This is a genomic window from Streptomyces sp. EDA2-14, assembly GCF_054963755.1.
In genome coordinates this window covers 172,823-186,443 of sequence record NZ_JBUEGE010000002.1, presented here as the reverse complement: position 1 = coordinate 186,443, position 13,621 = coordinate 172,823, and the positions used below count along the sequence as shown (strand labels likewise).

The 13,621-nt window shown below is 70.8% G+C and carries 15 protein-coding genes; 8 read left to right on the top strand and 7 right to left on the bottom strand.

The window, feature by feature from the left end; translation table 11 throughout:
* Nucleotides 1–75: 75 nt before the first annotated feature.
* On the top strand, nt 76–732 hold the full coding sequence (locus ACY34M_RS07120; RefSeq protein WP_462716438.1) for a DUF4232 domain-containing protein: 657 nt from the start codon (nt 76–78) through the stop codon (nt 730–732).
* Nucleotides 733–738: 6 nt separating this feature from the next.
* On the opposite strand, the gene ACY34M_RS07115 is transcribed toward ACY34M_RS07120, so the two are convergent.
* The gene (locus ACY34M_RS07115) at nt 739–1,701 is read right to left on the bottom strand and encodes an EamA family transporter (protein WP_462716439.1); all 963 of its coding nucleotides are present in this window, start codon (nt 1,699–1,701) and stop codon (nt 739–741) included.
* 195 nt (nt 1,702–1,896) lie between these two features.
* Here ACY34M_RS07115 and ACY34M_RS07110 point away from each other — a divergent pair, with 195 nt between their 5' ends.
* Both ACY34M_RS07110 and serC read left to right on the top strand, forming a co-directional pair.
* Nucleotides 1,897–2,799 carry a LysR family transcriptional regulator gene (locus ACY34M_RS07110; RefSeq protein ID WP_462716618.1) on the top strand — a complete coding sequence of 301 codons (903 nt, stop codon included), beginning with the start codon at nt 1,897–1,899 and terminating at the stop codon, nt 2,797–2,799.
* Between the two features lie 77 nt (nt 2,800–2,876).
* Nucleotides 2,877–3,995, top strand: coding sequence for a phosphoserine transaminase (gene serC, locus ACY34M_RS07105; protein ID WP_462716440.1), 1,119 nt, complete (start codon nt 2,877–2,879; stop codon nt 3,993–3,995).
* Between the two features lie 127 nt (nt 3,996–4,122).
* Here the strand turns inward: serC and ACY34M_RS07100 are convergent, their stop codons facing one another.
* A complete protein-coding gene (locus ACY34M_RS07100) occupies nt 4,123–4,923 on the bottom strand; it encodes an ABC transporter permease (protein ID WP_462716441.1) in 801 nt (266 codons plus the stop codon).
* Entirely contained in the window at nt 4,923–5,864 is a 942-nt protein-coding gene (locus ACY34M_RS07095) for an ATP-binding cassette domain-containing protein (RefSeq protein WP_462716442.1), read from the bottom strand. Before ACY34M_RS07095 ends, ACY34M_RS07100 begins: the two co-directional genes overlap by 1 nt.
* An 85-nt stretch (nt 5,865–5,949) precedes the next feature.
* Here ACY34M_RS07095 and ACY34M_RS07090 point away from each other — a divergent pair, with 85 nt between their 5' ends.
* Nucleotides 5,950–6,729, top strand: coding sequence for a TetR/AcrR family transcriptional regulator (locus ACY34M_RS07090; protein ID WP_462716443.1), 780 nt, complete (start codon nt 5,950–5,952; stop codon nt 6,727–6,729).
* A gap of 45 nt (nt 6,730–6,774) precedes the next feature.
* On the opposite strand, the gene ACY34M_RS07085 is transcribed toward ACY34M_RS07090, so the two are convergent.
* Nucleotides 6,775–7,776 carry a YncE family protein gene (locus ACY34M_RS07085; protein WP_462716444.1) on the bottom strand — a complete coding sequence of 334 codons (1,002 nt, stop codon included), beginning with the start codon at nt 7,774–7,776 and terminating at the stop codon, nt 6,775–6,777.
* Between the two features lie 68 nt (nt 7,777–7,844).
* Between ACY34M_RS07085 and ACY34M_RS07080 the strand changes: the two genes are divergently transcribed.
* The 3 genes from ACY34M_RS07080 to ACY34M_RS07070 all read left to right on the top strand — a co-directional run bounded on the left by ACY34M_RS07080 (nt 7,845) and on the right by ACY34M_RS07070 (nt 10,269).
* A complete protein-coding gene (locus tag ACY34M_RS07080; protein ID WP_462716445.1) occupies nt 7,845–8,549 on the top strand; it encodes an SGNH/GDSL hydrolase family protein in 705 nt (234 codons plus the stop codon).
* Nucleotides 8,550–8,621: 72 nt separating this feature from the next.
* Nucleotides 8,622–9,215: a Uma2 family endonuclease gene (locus ACY34M_RS07075; protein ID WP_462716446.1), complete on the top strand. Its 594-nt coding sequence runs from the start codon at nt 8,622–8,624 to the stop codon at nt 9,213–9,215.
* 61 nt (nt 9,216–9,276) lie between these two features.
* The gene (locus ACY34M_RS07070) at nt 9,277–10,269 is read left to right on the top strand and encodes an aldo/keto reductase (protein ID WP_462716447.1); all 993 of its coding nucleotides are present in this window, start codon (nt 9,277–9,279) and stop codon (nt 10,267–10,269) included.
* Between the two features lie 138 nt (nt 10,270–10,407).
* On the opposite strand, the gene thpR is transcribed toward ACY34M_RS07070, so the two are convergent.
* From thpR to ACY34M_RS07055, 3 genes are all read right to left on the bottom strand, one after another.
* The gene (gene thpR, locus ACY34M_RS07065) at nt 10,408–10,965 is read right to left on the bottom strand and encodes an RNA 2',3'-cyclic phosphodiesterase (RefSeq protein WP_462716448.1); all 558 of its coding nucleotides are present in this window, start codon (nt 10,963–10,965) and stop codon (nt 10,408–10,410) included.
* Between the two features lie 394 nt (nt 10,966–11,359).
* Nucleotides 11,360–12,700, bottom strand: coding sequence for an MFS transporter (locus tag ACY34M_RS07060; protein ID WP_462716449.1), 1,341 nt, complete (start codon nt 12,698–12,700; stop codon nt 11,360–11,362).
* 100 nt (nt 12,701–12,800) lie between these two features.
* Nucleotides 12,801–13,238: a MarR family winged helix-turn-helix transcriptional regulator gene (locus ACY34M_RS07055; RefSeq protein WP_462716450.1), complete on the bottom strand. Its 438-nt coding sequence runs from the start codon at nt 13,236–13,238 to the stop codon at nt 12,801–12,803.
* A 176-nt stretch (nt 13,239–13,414) separates the two neighbouring features.
* Here ACY34M_RS07055 and ACY34M_RS07050 point away from each other — a divergent pair, with 176 nt between their 5' ends.
* Entirely contained in the window at nt 13,415–13,603 is a 189-nt protein-coding gene (locus ACY34M_RS07050) for a ribbon-helix-helix protein, CopG family (RefSeq protein ID WP_462716451.1), read from the top strand.
* Nucleotides 13,604–13,621 lie beyond the last annotated feature (18 nt).

Below are 13,621 nucleotides of genomic sequence, written 5' to 3'. Positions count from 1 at the left end.
GGTGAGTCCTGAAGATCAGTAACGCGGTACGAATGATCCGAACGCCGAAACGATCAAGAGACAAGGACGAACACCATGCGCGCTCGCAAGCTCACCCTCGCCGCCGTCGCCCTCGCCGCGGGCCTCTCGCTCACCGCCTGCCAGGGCAACGAGGACTCCGCCGCCGGCGCGAGCGACGACTCCTCGGCCGCCTCCTCGTCCTCGTCCTCGTCGTCCTCCGGCGGCAACAGCGACGCCACCGGCAAGAACGCCTCGAACACCACCGGCTCGGACACCCCCGACGACCCGGACGCCGCGCGGGCCGCCGAGGGCAGCGGCAAGGGGCAGATCAACACCGGCCCGTGCAAGACCGCGAACCTCGCGTTCGACTCCGCGCACGGCATGGGCGAGGGCACGCTCATAATCAGCATGCGCAACACCAGCGACGCCTGCTCGCTCAAGGGCTTCCCGGGCGTCGACCTCCGCTCCGACGAGGCCTCCGGCCCGCTGAGCGCCCACCGCAGCAGCCTCTCCGCGCCGAGCGTGGTGCTGGCCAACGGCGAGACGACCCGCTTCACCCTGCACTTCCCGCCGAACAACTCCGGCGGCTCCGGCGTGAAGATCAGCTCCCTCGACATCACGCCGCCCAACGAGACCCACTCCACGAACCTGAAGGCCGCCTTCTCCCTCCCGGTCTCCACCACCACGGACCCGAAGGTCTACGTGGACCCGGTCGGCACCGGCAAGCAGTGACCGCGGTCAGTCGTTCAGGAGGACGGCGGGGTCCTTCCTGCGGCCCACCTGCGTCCGCACCGCGCCCATGCTCGCCGCGATCACCAGGGCGATGGCCAGGACCTCCGCCCAGGCCAGATCCTGGCTGAGGACGAGGAAGCCGGAGAGCGCGGCGACCGCCGGTTCGAGGCTCATCATCACCGCGAACGTGGACGCGGGCAGGCGGCGCAGGGCGACGAGTTCGAGGGTGTACGGGAGCACCGAGGACATGATCGCGACGGCCGCGCCGAGGCCGAGGGTCACCGGGTCGATCAGCTTCGTACCCGCCGTCGTGATGCCGAGCGGCAGGCAGAGCACCGCCGCGACCACCATCGCGAGCGCCAGCCCGTCGGCCTGCGGGAAGCGGCGGCCCGTACGGGCACTGAAGATGATGTACGTCGCCCAGCAGGCGCCGGCCGCGAGCGCGAAGCCCACACCGACCAGGTTCAGCCCGCCGAGCCCGTCCCCCGCCCCGCCGAGCAGGAAGACGCCGCACAGGGCGAGACCCGCCCACACCACGTTGACGAGGCGGCGGGAGGCGAAGACGGAGAGGGCGAGCGGGCCGAGCACCTCGAAGGTGACCGCGATGCCGAGCGGGATACGGGCCGCCGCCTGGTAGAAGAGCAGGTTCATGCCGCCCATGGCGATGCCGAAGGCGACGACCGTGCCCCAGTCGGCCCGCGAGTGCCCGCGCAGCCGGGGGCGGCAGACGACCAGCATGACCACGGCCGCCACGACGAGGCGGAGGGTGACGACGCCGACCGCCCCGGCGCGCGGCATCAGACTCACCGCGAGCGCCGCACCGAACTGCACCGAGACGCAGCCCGCGAGGACCAGGCCGACCGGGCCCAGCGAGCCGCGACGGCGCCGCGGCTCCGCGCCGGGGCTCGCGGTCACGGCCGGGGCGGCGTCCTGCGCCGCGGCCACGGGTTCGGTCTGCGGGCCGCTCACGGTCCACCCCTTTCTGAGGGCAATGTTCTGAGCGCACTGCGCGTGCAGTGCGCATGCGCTTCGACTGCGGTGCGAGTGCGAGCGCGAGGGAGACTGTCCTGGACAGTCCAATGTATTAGACCCTGCGGGTCAACCTGATAAACGGGGTGCCCGAAGTGACACTCCACGCTAGAGCCGCCCGGCATGCCCCGTGAAATGCCCAATGCGCCACCGTTATGCTCCACGGACATGACCAGGGAACCGGAGCTGCGCCACCTGCGCTGTTTCCTCGCCGTCGCCGAGGAACGCAGCGTCACCCGCGCCGCCGTCCGGCTGCGTCTCACCCAGCCCGTCGTCTCGCGCACACTCGCGGCCCTGGAGGACGCGCTCGGCGTACGGCTCGTCGACCGCTCCACCCACCACCTCGACCTCACCCCCGAGGGGCACTCGTTCCGCGAGAAGGCGGCCGTCGCCGTCGCCGCGTTCGAGGACGCGCTGGCCGCCGCCCGCACCCCGCACCGGCCGCTCCGCCTCGGCCACGCCTGGTCGGCCGCGGGCCCGTTCACCACCCCGCTGCTGCGCCGCTGGCGCCGGGCCCACCCGGACGTACCGCTGGAACTGCTGCGCATCGACGACCGCACGGCGGGGCTCGCCCGCGGCGCCGTCGACCTCGCCGTGCTGCGCGGCCCCGTCGAGACGCCCGGTCTGATCACCGAGCTGCTGCACGAGGAGGCGCGGGTCGCGGCGGTGCCCTCGGACAGTCCGCTCGCCCGCCGCCCGCGCCTGGCACTCGGCGACCTCAGCGGCCAGGTGATCGCCCTGAACACCGTCTCCGGCACCACCTCGCTCGCCCTGTGGCCGCCGGCCGTCCGGCCCACCGCCACCCTGACCGTCGCCAACACCGACGACTGGCTCGCCGCGATCGCCGCGGACCGGGCGGTGGGCGTGACGTCGACGGCGACCGCGGACCTGCACCCGTACCCCGGCGTCACCTACGTGCCGCTGACGGACGCCCCCGACCTCCCCGTCCTGCTGGCCCGCCGACAGGGCCCCGGCCATCCCTCGGCCCCGGCCCTGATCGCGCTGGCCCACGAGATCGCGGGCCCCGCGGCGCCCTGAGGCGGCGGGCGAGACCGGGCATCTCACCCACCGAACACCTTGCGGTCGGCGAAACCCCAGCGGCTACCCTCCCTTGCGTGGCTGAGATCCAGATTCCCGCTGACATCAAGCCCGCCGACGGACGTTTCGGCGCTGGCCCCTCCAAGGTGCGAACGGAGGCGTTGGACGCCCTGGCCGCCACCGGCACTTCCCTCATGGGCACCTCGCACCGCCAGGCGCCCGTGAAGAACCTCGTCGGGCGCGTGCGCGAAGGGGTCAAGGACCTCTTCCAGCTCCCCGAGGGCTACGAGGTCGTGCTCGGCAACGGCGGCTCCACCGCGTTCTGGGACGTGGCGACGCACGGCCTGATCGAGAACAAGTCGCAGCACCTGAACTTCGGCGAGTTCTCCTCGAAGTTCGCGAAGGCCTCGAAGCTCGCCCCCTGGCTCGCCGAGCCCACCGTGATCTCCTCCGACCCGGGTACGCACCCGGAGCCGGTCGCCGAGGCCGGTGTCGACGTCTACGGCCTGACCCACAACGAGACCTCCACCGGTGTCGCCGCCCCGATCAAGCGCGTGGCCGGTGCCGACGAGGGCTCCCTCGTCCTCGTCGACGCCACGTCCGGCGCGGGCGGCCTCCCGGTCGACATCGCCGAGACGGACGTCTACTACTTCGCCCCGCAGAAGTCCTTCGCCTCCGACGGCGGCCTGTGGGTCGGCGTCTTCTCCCCCGCCGCGATCGAGCGCGCCCAGCGCATCCACGCGTCCGGCCGCCACGTCCCGGAGTTCTTCTCCCTGCCGACGGCGATCGACAACTCCCGCAAGAACCAGACGTACAACACCCCGGCCCTCGCCACGCTCTTCCTGCTCGCCGAGCAGCTGGACTGGATCAACGGCCAGGGCGGTCTGGCCTGGTCCACGGCCCGCACGAAGGACTCGTCCTCGCGCCTGTACTCCTGGGCCGAGGAGTCGAAGCACGCCACGCCGTTCGTCACCGACGCCGCGAAGCGCTCGCAGGTCATCGGCACGATCGACTTCGACGACAGCGTGGACGCGGCCGCTGTGGCCAAGGTGCTGCGCGCCAACGGCATCGTCGACACGGAGCCCTACCGCAAGCTCGGCCGCAACCAGCTGCGCGTGGCGATGTTCCCGGCGATCGACCCGGCCGACGTCCAGTCCCTGACGTCCTGCATCGACTACGTCATCGGCCAGCTCTGACCCACCCGTGGTGACAGTCCCGGGGCTCCGCTGCTCAATCGCCGGCGGGGCTTGATGTTTCAAGCCCCGCCGGCGATTGAGGCGCGGGGGCCGGGGCGGAGCCCCGAGGCCGCAACCACGGTGCAGGTCAACGGCTCAAGCGCTGGAACCGCCGGACGGCAAGCGGCAGGAAGAGCACCGTGAGCCCCACCGGCCAGCCCACGGCCATGAGCACCGCGTGCTGCTCGACCCAGGAACCCCCCGCCCCCACCGGCGTACCGAACAGCTCCCGCGTCGCGGCCACCGTCGACGAGATCGGGTTCCACGCCGCCACCGCCCCCAGCCAGTCCGGCATCAGCTGCGGCGCGACGAAGATGCTGGAGATCATCGTCAGCGGGAAGGCGACCGCGAAAAGACCGCCCGCCGCCTCCGGGTTGGGGACCATCAGGCCGAGCCACACCCCCAGCCAGATCAGCGCGAACCGCAGCCACAGCAGGAGCGCGAACGCGGCGAGGCCGCCCCCGATCCCGCCGTCCGGCCGCCAGCCGATCGCCAGGGCGGTCAGCATCAGGATCGCCAACTCCGCGCAGGCGACCAGGAGATCGGTCACCCCGCGCCCCGACACCACCGCCGACGGCGCCATCGGCATCGAGCGGAACCGGTCGATGACCCCCTTGGTGGCGTCGTGCACGACGAGCGTCGCCGTGTTGATGAAGCCGAACGCCATCGTCATCACGAACATCCCCGGCATCAGGAAGTCCCGGTAGTCCCCGCCGCCCGGCACGGTCATCGCGCTGCCGAAGACGTACCCGTACAGCAGCACGGACAGGATCGGGAAGCCCAGCTGCCAGGCGATGTTGACCGGTTGGCGCTGATAGTGGGTGAGCCCGCGGCGCACAACGTTCCAGCAGTCGGACACCGCCCAGTACACAGCCGTACCAGCACTCATCAAGCGGCCCTCCCCGTCAGGCGCAGGAACACATCGTCGAGGCTCGGTCTGCGCAGCCCGATGTCCTCGACCGCGACGCCCTCGTCCTGGAGCGTGCGCGCGGCGTCCGTGAGCGCGGCGACCCGGTCGGCGACCGGCGCGTGCACCCGCAGCGCCTCCTCGTCGACGACCGGGTCACCACCGCCCCGCGCGACGATCTTCGCGGCACGCGGCAGGTCCGCGCTCTCGGTGACGACGATCTCGATCCGGTCCCCGCCGACGGACCGCTTGAGCCCCTCGGGGGTGTCGTCGGCGATGGCCCGCCCCTGGTCGATGACGGTGATGCGGGAGGCCAGCTTGTCGGCCTCCTCCAGGTACTGCGTGGTCAGCAGCACCGTCGTGCCCGCCGCCACCAGCTCCCGCACGCTCTCCCACACCTCGCCCCGGCCGCGCGGATCGAGGCCGGTCGTCGGCTCGTCCAGGAACAGCACGTCCGGTGTGAGGATCATGGACGCCGCGAGGTCGAGCCTGCGCCGCATGCCACCGCTGTACTCGCCGACGCCCTTGCCGCCCGCGTCGGCGAGCCCGAACTGGTCGAGCAGCTCCGTCGCCCGCGTCCGCGCCCGGCGTCCGCCGAGGTGGAAGAGCCGGCCGAACATCTCCAGGTTCTGCCGGCCCGTCAGCACCTCGTCCACCGCCGCGTACTGACCCGTGAGCCCGATACGGCGACGCACCTGCCGGGGCCGGTCCGCGACGTCCACGCCGCCGACCTCGGCCCGGCCCCCGTCGAGCCGCAGCAAAGTGCTGAGCACGCGCACGGCGGTCGTCTTTCCCGCGCCGTTCGGCCCGAGCAGTCCGTGCACCGTGCCGCGGCGCACGGTGAGGTCGAACCCGTCCAGCGCGCGCTTGTCCCCGTACCGCTTCACGAGCGCCTCCGCCCGCACCGCGTGCTCCCCGTCCATCGCCACCCCTCCCAAACCGAGTACACCGTACTCAAATGAGAGTACACCGTACTCAGTTTTCCGCCAGAGGTTTACGCTGAGCCCCATGACCAGCGGCACCCAGGGCACGAACAGCAGCGCCGAGACCAGCGGCAGCGGCGACATCCGGCGCAGCATGGAGCTGCTGTGGGGCACGGGGTCCCGGCCGAGCCGGGGGCCGAAGCCCGCGCTCTCGCTCGACCGGATCGTCGAGGTCGCCGTCGAGGTCGCGGACGCCGAGGGCATCGGCGCCGTCTCGATGCGCCGCCTCGCCACCGACCTGGGCACCGGCACCATGTCGCTGTACCGGTACGTGCCGGGCAAGGCCGAGCTGCTCGACCTGATGCTGGACCGGGTGCAGACCCCGCACGAGGACCCGGCCGCGCTCGTCGACGGGACGTGGCGGGACGCCGTCGCCACGATGGCCCGCGAGACCCTCGCCCTCTACCAGCGCCACCCCTGGCTGCTCCAGGTCAACCAGGCCCGCCCCGTGATCGGCCCCGGCGCCATGTCCTCCATGGAGAAGATGATGGCCCGCATCAAGTCCATGGGCCTCACGGATCCGGAGCTGCTCTCCGTCCTGATCATGGTCGACGGGTACGTGTCCGGGGTCGCGCGCACGCGCATCTACGAACAGGAGGCGGAGACGACGTCGGGGATGACGGACGCCGCGTTCTGGGAGGCGCAGCACCCCACCCTGGAGGCCGCCATGGCCAGCGGCCGGTACCCGGTGATGGCGTCCCTGTCCGAGGACACGTTCGCGGCCGGGTTCGACCACTTCGAGTTCGGCCTGCAGCGGATCCTGGACGGCCTCGACGTCCTCGTCGCGGCGCGCGGCGAGAAGTGACGGCAAGAAGCGACGGCGCGCCGGCGCGTTTCCCGGGCGTGTGGTTCAGCGGTCCTTGGGGCGGCGCAGCAGTCGGCCGATGCCGAACAGCAGGATGACGACGACCACGGCGCCGACCGCGCCGGCCTTGCCCGCGAAGGGGTTGTCGCCGCTGTCGTCGCTGCCCGAACCTCCCTGGTCCGTAGAGGAGTTCGAGCTGTCGCCGGATCCCGTGGCGCCCTCGACCTCCACGGGCTCCACCGGGCTCTGCCGCCCCTCGCTCCCGTAGAGCAGCGTCCTGCCGTCCGGCGTGTACGTCAGCGACTCGCCCTGCGGCTGCATCGGTACGTGCAACTGGCTCTGCCGCTCGGGCTTTCCGTCGTTCCACTTGTAGGCGATGCCGCCGAAGTAGCCGCGTACGGACAGCTGCTTGCCGTCGGGTGAGAACGCGGCGTCCGTCGCCCACAGGTCGATTTCGGAGACGCGGCGGAAGGTGTTGGTGGCCGAGGGGTCGAGCGTGGCCGGGCCCTCGTAGAGGCCGCCGCCGTCGTCGCCCTTCTCCACGATGTAGACCCGGCCCGTCTTCGGGTGCACCATCAGCGACTCGGCGTTGCGCGGCCCGTCCGTGTACTTCACGACGTACTGGGTGGCCCGCACCGTCTGGTCGACGAGCTTCTTCGGCTCGGGCAGTTTGTAGATCCACACGTGGTCCCACTTGCCGCCGAGGTTGTCGCCGATGTCGCCGACGTAGAGGTTGCCGTCGGGGCCGATCGAGATCGCCTCGACGTCGCGCGGGCTGCCGATGCCGCTCATGGTGATCGTGGCGACGGTCTTCCCGGTCCTGCCGTCGATCGCGTACAGGTACGCCCCGTCGTCGCTGTCGTTGTGCGTCCAGTAGATGCCGGGGTGGGCGCGCGAGGCGGCCAGACCGCTGGACTCGGTGATCCGCGGATCCTGGATCGTGAACCCGTCGGAGCCGACGGAGCGGGAGTCGGCCACGGCGGGCCCGCCGGCCGCACCGACGAACAGGACTGCGGCGACCCCGGCCGCCCCCACATACGCACGCATGCCCCCAGCTTGCCAGGCGTGTTGGGGCTCACACGCACGCACCCGGCGTCATCGACGATGATGAGCGGATGCTCAGGTTCATGCCGGTCGGCGACTCGATGACCATTGGGAGCGCCGGTGAGCACACCTGGCGCCACCGCTTCTGGCAGCACCTGCGCGCCCGTTCGACGCCGCACACGCTGGTCGGCCCCCGCACCGCGCTGCACGGCGACAGCCACGCGTACGCGGACCCGGACTTTCCGCAGTACCACCTCGCCGGCTGGGGCGAGGGCTGGCAGCACATGGCGCCGCTGATCGCCGACGCGGTCACGGCCGCCGAGGCCGACGTCCTCCTCGTCTCCCTCGGCCTGATAGACCTCGGCTTCTACACCGACGCCGCGCAGACCGCGCGGAACATGCGCCGCTTCGTCGCCGAGGCCCGCCGCGCGAACCCGGCCGTCCGCATGGTCCTGCTCCCCGTGATCCCCAACATCCGCGCCGAGACGGACGCGCCCTTCGCCGCCGAGGTCGCCCACTTCAACACCCTGCTGGCCAAGGCGGTCGCCGACCTCGACGAACCCCGCTCGTCCCTGCTCCTCGCCTCGGTCCCGGACGCGTACGACATCCACCAGGACACGTACGACGGCACGCACCCGAACGCCTCCGGCGAACACAAACTGGCCGCCGCGTACGCGGACGCGCTGCACCAGGCGTGGGGTGTGGGCGGGCCCTACGAACAAGGGCGCTACCGGACGACTGTTCGGCCTCCTGCGGGGTTTTCCGCGGGCGTGTGACCGGGGCACTCTGCGTATCGTTGAAGTGCGCGGCTGCCCGCATCCGCCGGGTGGCCGGGGAGGAGCGCCACGATGACCGTCGTAACGACCGACGACAGGATCGCCATGGCCGACAACAACGATGAGCGCACTCTGGACGAGATGTTCGAGTGGCTCGAGAAGATGCCCGTCCCCGAGGGAATCAAGACCGAGATCGTCGGGGGGCACATCTTCATGTCGCCGCAGCGGGACACGCACTGGGAAATCATCGCCGACGTCTACGACCAGTTGAGGACCAAGTACCCGCGCAAGCGCATCAAGTCCGACGTCCGCATCGACTACCCCGGCAAGCTCAACGGGTTCGCGACCGACGTGACCCTCGTGTCCGAGACGGCCCGGAAGAACGACAAGGGCCTGTGGCTGTGCAAGGACGTCGAGTTCGTCGCCGAGGTGATCTCCAGGAGCACGGGCATGAACGACTACGGCCCCAAGAAGACCGCCTACGCCCGGGCCTCCGTCCCCGTGTATCTGATCGCCGACCCGTACGTGGGCCGGATCGTCGTCCACACCCACCCGAAGAACGACGAGTACACCACCGAGTCGAGGTACGACTTCGGTGAGACCGTCGACCTCACCGACACCCCCGTCGGCCTCGCCCTCGACACCACCGAGTTCCCCCGCGACTGACCCACCGATCCCTCCCGGCCCACTTGCCTGGAGCGCACTCCACGTCATTGGCTGTACAACCATGAAGTACACACAGCTCGGACGCACGGGACTCAAGGTCAGCCGACTCGTCCTCGGCACCATGAACTTCGGTCCGCAGACCGACGAGGCCGCCAGCCACGCCATCATGGACGCGGCGCAGGCGAGCGGCATCAACTACTTCGACACCGCGAACGTGTACGGCTGGGGCGAAAACAAGGGCCGTACCGAGGAAATCATCGGCACCTGGTTCGCCAAGGGCGGCGAGCGGCGCGACAAGACGGTCCTGGCCACCAAGGTGTACGGGAACATGGCGGGCGACGGCGGAGCCCCCTGGCCCAACCACGACCGGCTCTCCGCGGTGAACATCCGCCGCGCCGTCGACGCCTCGCTCAAGCGCCTGCAGACCGACTACATCGACATCTACCAGTTCCACCACATCGACCGCCGCACTCCCTTCGAGGAGATCTGGCAGGCCATCGACGTCCTCGTCCAGCAGGGCAAGATCCTCTACGCGGGTTCGTCGAACTTCCCCGGCTACAAGATCGCCCAGGCCAACGAGACCGCCGCCCGGCACGGCCGCGTCGGCCTCGTCAGCGAGCAGTGCCTCTACAACCTCGCCGAGCGCCGCGCCGAGATGGAGGTCATCCCGGCCGCGCAGGACTACGGACTCGGCGTCATCCCCTGGTCGCCGCTGCACGGCGGACTGCTCGGCGGCGTGCTCAAGAAGGAGAGCGAGGGCAAGCGCCGCAGGGACGGGCGCAGCGCGAGCTCCCTGGAGAACACGACGGTGCGCGAGCAGGTCCAGCGGTACGAGGACCTGCTCGACAAGCACGGCATCGAGCCCGGCGAGGCGGCGCTGGCCTGGCTGCTCACCCGCCCCGGCATCACGGGCCCGATCGTCGGCCCGCGCACGCAGGAGCAGCTGGACTCGGCGCTGCGCGCGGTCGAGCTGGAGCTGAGCGAGGAGGTCCTGTCCGGCCTGGACGAGATCTTCCCCGGCCCCGGCCCGTCCCCCGAGGCGTTCGCCTGGTAACACCCGCCCAGCAGCGGGTACGCGGCGTCCTTCGGTCGACTACTGGCCGAGGGCCGCCGCGACGGCCACGACGAAGAACATCAGCACAAGCACACCGGCCATGATCCGGTTACGGGTCTTCGGGTCCACACATCGAGACTAACCCGACCCCGAAAACGGCAAGGCGGCGACCTTCTCGTAGCGGGGCCGCTCCCCCGCGACCCCGGACCTCGGCAGCAGGCTCCGTACGAGCGTCAGCTCCGCCACGGTCCACGGGCTGCCCGCGAAGGCGTCGAGGGCCGCGACGTGCGGACCGAAGTCGAGCGGATCACGGCTGCGCGCAAGCGTCAGGTGCGGGCGGTAGCGCCGGTGCTCCCCGGGCAGCCCGGATCTGCGGCCCGCCGCCTCCGCGCGCTCCGCGAGTGTGCGCAGCGCCGGTACGTCGCCGCTGACGCCCGTCCACAGGGCGCGCCCACCGAAGTGCCCGCCCCCGCCGAGCGCGATGTCGAACGCCTCCGTGCGGGACGCTGCGCGGGCGAGCCGTCGGGTCAGCTCGGGAACGGTGTCCTCCGGTACGTCGCCGTAGAACGCGAGCGTGAGGTGGCGGCCGCTGTGCTCGGTCCAGCGGATCCCGTCGCCGGGGGGCAACGTGGCGATGGCGTGGCCCAGTTCGGCGAGTGCCGTGTCCGGCGGCAGCACAGCCGCGAAGAGTCTCACCGGGCCAGTGTCGCGCCCACCGGGCGGCTCCGGCACCTCACGCGGCGGGTGAGCCGTTCAAGCCCCGCCGGCAATTGAGACGCAGGGTCCGGCCCATCAAGCCCCGCCGGCGATTAAAGCGCGGGATCCGGCCCATCAAGCCCCTGCGGCGATTGAGGCGCGGGGTCCGGGGCAGAGCCCCGGGACCGCAACACCGGCGCCGGTCGTGACGCCTCGGGGCTCCGCCCCGGACCCCGCTGCTCAATCGCCGCAGGGGCTTGATTTGCTCGCCCACCGCGGACCCTGAATGGCTCACGCGCCGCAGGGGCTTGATTTGCTCGCCCGCCGCGGGCCCTGAATGGCTCACGCGCCCGGAGGGCTTGAGCGACTCACGCGCCGCAGGGGCTTGAGTGGCTCACGCCGCCGGGGCCAGTTCACGCGGGACGAACTGGACATGGCGCTCGCCCCGCCGCAGGTCCACCTTCAGGCGGAGGTTGGCCGCCCTGGCCAGCATCAACCCGACCCCGACCGCGGCCACCGCACAGATCACCCCGGCCAGGGCAAAGCTGACCCGCACCCCGTACTGGTCGGCGAGCCAGCCGAAGAGCGGTCCGCCCAGCGGCGTACCACCGGTGAACACCATCATGAACAGGGACATCACACGTCCCCGCATCTCCGGATCCGTGGCCATCTGGACCGTGGAGTTGGCGGTCACGTTGACCGTCAGGCCGAGGATGCCGAGCAGCACGATCAGCGGGGCGAACGCCCAGACGCCGGGCGCCCACGCCGCCGCGACCTCCAGGACACCGAAGCCGATCGCCGCGCCGACCAGGACCCGCAGCCGGGTCGAGCGGCGCCGGGCCGCGAGCAGCGCGCCGGCCAGCGAGCCGATCGCCATGAGCGTGTTGAACAGGCCGTACTGTCCGACCCCGCCGTGGAACACGTCGTCGGCGTACGCGCTCAGCCAGATCGGGAAGTTGAAGCCGAAGGTGCCGACGAACCCGACGAGGACGATCGGCCAGATCAGGTCGGGGTGCCGCGACACGTACCGCAGCCCCTCCTTCAGCTGGCCCTTGCCGCGCGGCGCGCGCTTGATCTCGTGCAGCTCGTGCGTGCGCATGAGCATGAGGCCGGTGAGCGGGGCGAGGAAGGACAGGCCGTTGGCGAGGAACGCCCAGCCGGGGCCCACGGCGGCGGTCAGCGCGGAGGCGACGGCCGGGCCGATGAGGCGGGCGGACTGGAAGTTCGCGGAGTTGAGGGAGACGGCGTTGCGGACCTGGTCGGGGCCGACCATCTCGGACACGAACGACTGCCGGGTCGGGTTGTCGACGACCGTGACGAGACCCGTGAAGAAGGCCGCGAGGTAGACGTGCCACACCTCGACGTTGCCCGTGAGGGTGAGCGTCGCGAGGAAGAGGCCGGACAGGCTCATCGCGCCCTGCGTGCAGAACAGCAGGTTGCGCTTGGCGAAGCGGTCGGCGATCACACCGCCGTAGAGGCCGAAGAGGAGCATCGGCAGGAACTGCATGGCCGTCGTCACGCCGACGGCGGCGGAGGATCCCGTGAGGGAGAGCACCAGCCAGTCCTGGGTGATGCGGGCCATCCAGGTGCCGGTGTTGGAGACGACGGCCCCGGTCGCGAACAGCCGGTAGTTGCGTACCTTCAGGCTGGCGAACATCGAGGGCTTGCGTGGGCGGGCGGGGGTGTCGTGGGCGGCTGGTGCGGGGGCGGAGTCTGCTCCGGATCCCGTACTCAAAGTGGGTTCGCCTCCTCGGCGGTCGTCCTGCGTCGGCGTCGGCTCGGTTGTCGTACTCGTCGTGCGTACTCGTCGTGCGTGCTGGTCGTGCTGGTGGGGCTCAGAGGTGGGCGAGCTTCTCCAGGACGGGTGCCGCCTCGCGGAGCTTGGCCCACTCGGTCTCGTCGAGGTTCTCGGCGAGGTTGGCCAGCCAGGCGTTCCGCTTGCGGCGGCTCTCCGCGAGCATGGTCTCGGCCTGCTCGGTGGAGGTGACGACCTTCTGCCGGCGGTCCTCGGGGTGAGGCTCCAGGCGGACCAGTCCCTTGGCCTCCAGGAGCGCGACGATTCTGGTCATCGACGGCGGCTGCACATGCTCCTTGCGAGCCAGCTCACCCGGCGTCGCGGAGCCGCATCCGGCCAGGGTGCCGAGCACCGACATCTCGGTGGGGCTCAGCGATTCGTCGACCCGCTGGTGCTTGAGCCGACGCGACAGGCGCATCACTGCGGAACGCAGGGAGTTCACGGCGGCTGCATCGTCGCCATGGGTGAGGTCTGGCATGTTCGTTAGCGTAACTCATTACCATGTCTAACGACTACCGGGGGGACACGGCGAGTCCGTGATCCCGACCACGTCCGCGGCGGCACCGAGGGTGCAGAAAAGTTTCATCACCCATATGAGTGAGGCGGATGCGGAAAGTGACGCAACGGGTCACGGGGGCCCGCAACCCTGTCCGTATGGGATCGACAGTGCTCAGTCTGCGGATCGACGGTGAGCTGCTCGACCGGCTCAAGGTCCATGCCTCGAAAAGGGGAATGAGCGTCCAGGACTATGTGGTCCGGACGCTCATTCGAGACGACTTCGACGAACGCTTCAAAACGGCCGTCGAGGAGACGGAGCGGTTCTACGGGGACGTGACCACGTAGTACCGCGGACCGCCTCGG

Coding starts and splice junctions, on each gene's coding strand:
- ACY34M_RS07120 (WP_462716438.1), top strand. CDS start 76: ATGCGCGCTCGCAAGCTCACCCTCGCCGCCGTCGCCCTCGCCGCGGGC.
- ACY34M_RS07110 (WP_462716618.1), top strand. CDS start 1,897: ATGCCCAATGCGCCACCGTTATGCTCCACGGACATGACCAGGGAACCG.
- ACY34M_RS07100 (WP_462716441.1), bottom strand. CDS start 4,923: ATGAGTGCTGGTACGGCTGTGTACTGGGCGGTGTCCGACTGCTGGAAC.
- ACY34M_RS07095 (WP_462716442.1), bottom strand. CDS start 5,864: ATGGACGGGGAGCACGCGGTGCGGGCGGAGGCGCTCGTGAAGCGGTAC.
- ACY34M_RS07090 (WP_462716443.1), top strand. CDS start 5,950: ATGACCAGCGGCACCCAGGGCACGAACAGCAGCGCCGAGACCAGCGGC.
- ACY34M_RS07085 (WP_462716444.1), bottom strand. CDS start 7,776: ATGCGTGCGTATGTGGGGGCGGCCGGGGTCGCCGCAGTCCTGTTCGTC.
- ACY34M_RS07080 (WP_462716445.1), top strand. CDS start 7,845: ATGCTCAGGTTCATGCCGGTCGGCGACTCGATGACCATTGGGAGCGCC.
- ACY34M_RS07075 (WP_462716446.1), top strand. CDS start 8,622: ATGACCGTCGTAACGACCGACGACAGGATCGCCATGGCCGACAACAAC.
- ACY34M_RS07070 (WP_462716447.1), top strand. CDS start 9,277: ATGAAGTACACACAGCTCGGACGCACGGGACTCAAGGTCAGCCGACTC.
- ACY34M_RS07055 (WP_462716450.1), bottom strand. CDS start 13,238: ATGCCAGACCTCACCCATGGCGACGATGCAGCCGCCGTGAACTCCCTG.
- ACY34M_RS07050 (WP_462716451.1), top strand. CDS start 13,415: ATGGGATCGACAGTGCTCAGTCTGCGGATCGACGGTGAGCTGCTCGAC.